The organism is Coprobacter sp. (assembly GCF_982436375.1).
The window spans coordinates 1-4,371 of sequence record NZ_CEWDCG010000226.1 but is presented as its reverse complement, the minus strand read 5'-3'; the positions used below and the strand labels follow the sequence as shown (position 1 = coordinate 4,371).

Genomic DNA, 4,371 nt, shown 5'->3' with positions numbered 1-4,371 from the left:
GAGATAAAGAATAGCAGTTTTCTGCTTTTTTGTTTGAAGATTAACTGTTTTAAATTTATTCGGAATGGGAAATTTTAAACAGACTCTGAAAAATGATAATTATTTAATTTTATAGTTTAAAGAACATGAATCATTTAGATCCGTTGATTTCAGATTTAGCTTTGATTCTCATGCTGGCTGGCATAACAACGTTGCTTTTCAAATGGATGAAGCAACCGGTTGTTTTAGGCTATATTGTCACCGGTTTTTTGGCAGGACCGCATTTTTCATTTTTCCCTACTGTAACCGATGTTGCTAATATCGATATTTGGGCGGAAATAGGAATTATCGTTTTGCTGTTTTCTTTGGGATTAGAATTCAGTTTTCGGAAGTTGGTCAATGTCGGAGGTTCTGCGGTAATAACGGCATTAGTGATAGTTGTCGGTATGATGTTATTGGGATATGCTGCCGGACGCCTGTTGCATTTCACATATTTGGATAGTATTTTTTTAGGGGGAATGTTGTCGATGTCATCTACGACGATTATCATCAAGGCATTTACCGATTTGAATATGCGAAAACAACAGTTTACGACAATTGTGTTTGGCGTCTTGATCGTAGAAGATATGTTTGCCGTTTTGATGATGGTGCTTCTCTCGTCTATTGCCGTAAATAATGAACTGGAGGGTTCGGAACTGATTTATAGCATATTGAAGTTGGCATTCTTTCTTATAACATGGTTTTTGATCGGTATTTTTGTGTTGCCCACTTTTTTGAAAAAAGCCCGACGCTTTCTTAATTCCGAAACGCTGTTAGTCGTTTCTATGGGGTTGTGTCTGGGAATGGTCGTATTAGCATCTTATGCGGGCTTTTCTTCTGCTTTGGGGGCTTTTGTCATGGGTTCTATTTTGGCCGGTACGAATGAGGCTGAACGAATTGAGAAAGTAATGCAACCGGTTAAAGACCTGTTTGGTGCTGTATTTTTTATTTCTGTCGGGATGCTTGTCAGTCCTGAAGCCTTGGTGCAGTATGCTATTCCTATTATTATTCTTTCATTGGTGGTAATTGCCGGACAAATATTTTTCGGAACAAGTGGAATGTTGATCTCCGGTCAACCGTTGAAAATTGCCATAAAATCGGGATTCAGTCTTTCCCAGATCGGAGAGTTCGCTTTCATTATTGCAACTTTGGGAATGTCTCTGAAAGTGATCGACGGATTCCTATATCCGATCGTCGTTGCCGTATCGGTTATAACGACTTTTACAACGCCTTATTTTATAAAGCTTTCTGATCCGGTTGCAAATTGGGTGGAGAAACATTTGCCCGCAAAACTGAATTTTATCCTTGAGAGATATAGTGCAAACGCTTCGGCTGTACAACCTGAGAACACCTGGAAGCGGGTACTGGGAGTTTATTTGGGTAAGATAGCACTTTATTCGACTATTCTTGTCGGGATTATTTTACTTTCGCTTACTTGGTTCTTGCCTTTGATGAAAGAACTGATCCCCTCCGTATGGGGAAAGTATATCGGTGTAGGGGTTACGCTCTTGGTAATGCTTCCTTTTCTTTGGGCGTTGACTATGAAACGAATAAATAGTCGGAAATTACTTACTTTAGAAGAAAATAAACGGGCGAATCAAGTTCCTCTTTTCTTTATGGTTATATTCCGGTTTTTTATAGGTTTGGGATTTGTAATTTATTTTTTGTCAGTTGCTTATTCTCAACGTACCGGAGTTTTGTTGGGTGTAGTTTTATTTGTTATCGTTATGTTGCTGATGTCGAAAAGGCTGCAACGACAAATCGTTTCTCTTGAAGGAAAGTTTATGGATAATCTGAATGAAAGGGAATTACGTCGGACGGGTAGAAAGAATAATTTGGTGCGCAATATGCATTTAGCCCATATGGAAGTGAATGGAGAATGTGCGTTTATTGGAAAACGTTTGGAGGATGCAAATATCCGTAAAGAATATGGTGTAAATATCGTAAGTATAAAAAGAGGATTAAAACGGATAAATATTCCGAAAGGGGATAGCCGTCTTTTCCCGGGAGACGTCGTGAGTGTGATCGGTACAGATGAGCAAATACAGAAGTTTCTCGATGCTGTAGAACCGGAAGAAATTTCTGTAGATGAAACAGAAAACGAAGAACATTTTGAACTTGAACGAATAGTTATTCCGAAAGATTCTCCGTTAATTGGAAAAACGATCGCCCAATCGGGAATCAGGGAAAAAGATTCTTGTCTTGTTGTCGGAGTAGAACGCATGGACGGTACATTTTTGGCTCCGACCGGGAATATTGTTTTGAAGGAGACGGATATGTTGTGGATTGTGGGGACAAAAGCCCGGATTGAAGCATTGCTGAAATAATAGTAGTTGCGTATTTACCTCTTTATAATTACATTTGTATCACGAAAAATATAATAATTTATATACACACTTTATGCAGGAAAAAATTATAATTCTTGATTTCGGTTCGCAAACGACTCAGCTTATAGGACGGCGTGTGCGTGAATTGGATACTTACTGCGAGATTCTTCCGTATAATAAATTCCCTGAAGACGATCAGAATATAAAAGGGGTGATTCTTTCGGGTAGTCCGTTTTCTGTTTACGATAAAGATGCCTTCAAGGCCGATTTAGGTAGAATATGGGGAAAGTATCCTATTTTGGGAATTTGTTATGGTGCTCAGTTTATGGCGTATAGCAATGGCGGAAAAGTAGAACCGGCAGGAAGTAGAGAATACGGACGGGCACACTTATCTTCGTTTTCCAAAGAAAATAAGTTGTTCAGAGGAATAAAGGAAAATACGCAAGTCTGGATGTCTCATGGCGATACGATAACCTCGATTCCTTCAAATTTTAAAATAATAGCTTCTACCGACGAGGTAAAAATTGCGGCTTATCAGGTAGAGAGCGAAAATATATGGGGCGTACAATTTCATCCGGAAGTTTATCATACCGAAGAAGGAACACAATTGCTTCGTAATTTTGTCGTAGAAATTTGCGGTTGTAAACAAGACTGGTCTCCCTCGTCTTTTATTGAGACTACGGTGGCACAGTTAAGAGAACAGTTGAAGGATGATAAAGTGATTCTCGCTCTTTCCGGAGGAGTAGATTCTTCTGTTGCTGCAGTTTTATTAAATAAAGCGATTGGCAAGAATCTTACCTGTATTTTTGTAGATCACGGTATGCTCCGGAAAAATGAGTTCGAAAATGTGATGCGTGATTACGAGCATCTAGGATTGAATGTGATAGGAGTGAATGCACATGATAAGTTTTTCGGAGAATTAGCAGGCGTGACAGAACCCGAACGTAAAAGGAAAATTATCGGAAAAGGATTTATCGATGTTTTCGATGAAGAAGCTCGTAAAATCAAAGATGTGAAGTGGTTGGCTCAAGGCACGATTTATCCGGATTGTATCGAATCTCTTTCGATAACGGGAACAGTGATAAAGAGTCATCACAATGTCGGTGGTCTTCCTGAAAAAATGAATCTGAAATTGTGCGAGCCTCTACGTTTGTTGTTTAAAGATGAAGTTCGTCGGGTTGGTAGAGAATTGGGTATGATGGAACATTTGATTACACGACATCCTTTCCCGGGACCCGGCTTGGCCGTTCGTATCTTGGGAGATATTACACCCGAAAAAGTTTCGATTTTACAAAATGCCGATGATATTTTTATTCGCGGACTTCGTGAGTGGGGATTATATGATAAAGTTTGGCAAGCAGGAGTTGTATTGCTTCCGGTACAATCGGTTGGTGTAATGGGAGATGAACGAACCTATGAGCGAGCTGTCGCTTTACGAGCCGTGACATCTACAGATGCAATGACTGCCGATTGGGCAAAACTTCCGTATGATTTCCTTGCTAAAATATCGAATGAGATTATCAATAAAGTAAAAGGCGTGAACCGTGTTGTTTATGACATTAGTTCTAAACCGCCTGCCACGATCGAGTGGGAATAAAATAACCCCTATTTTGAAGCATATTCAGATAGCCTCAACCCTGCAAAGGTTGGGGCTATTTCTTTGATTCATAGTATTCAGTACACTCAGGAAGCTTTTTTAGCATTCCTGTTAATCAATGTGAATTGATACCAGTTTTTGACACCAGTACTATTCTTGACCATTTTTCCTGATACGAAATTGCCTGTATCTTTGAAGTATAAAAAATATTTCATCAAAGCTATTGACTTCCACTTTGGAAACTATATACTTTAAATAAAAAGATAAGTTTTTAGATAAGAAGATATAGAAAAATATAAATGTTATGGTAGAAAATCAAATTTTAATTAATGGTAGATTTAGTTTGAGAGTCAACTTCAACTTAAAAGGCATTGGAGGTAAAAAATCACAGATAATATTAACTACAACTATTAATAAAGAAAGAGTAAG

Annotated in this window: 2 protein-coding genes; both read left to right on the top strand. The window is 38.5% G+C overall.

From position 1 onward, the window contains the following. Positions 1-125: 125 nt before the first annotated feature. The gene (locus tag AC1WHX_RS10785; protein ID WP_009317162.1) at positions 126-2,345 is read left to right on the top strand and encodes a cation:proton antiporter; all 2,220 of its coding nucleotides are present in this window, start codon (positions 126-128) and stop codon (positions 2,343-2,345) included. Positions 2,346-2,418: 73 nt separating this feature from the next. Further along, positions 2,419-3,942, top strand: coding sequence for a glutamine-hydrolyzing GMP synthase (guaA, locus tag AC1WHX_RS10780; RefSeq protein ID WP_022389938.1), 1,524 nt, complete (start codon positions 2,419-2,421; stop codon positions 3,940-3,942). Positions 3,943-4,371: the final 429 nt, after the last annotated feature.

Bases quoted from the DNA above. Each gene is read 5' to 3' on its own strand.
- guaA (WP_022389938.1), top strand. From the start codon at position 2,419: ATGCAGGAAAAAATTATAATTCTTGATTTCGGTTCGCAAACGACTCAG.
- AC1WHX_RS10785 (WP_009317162.1), top strand. From the start codon at position 126: ATGAATCATTTAGATCCGTTGATTTCAGATTTAGCTTTGATTCTCATG.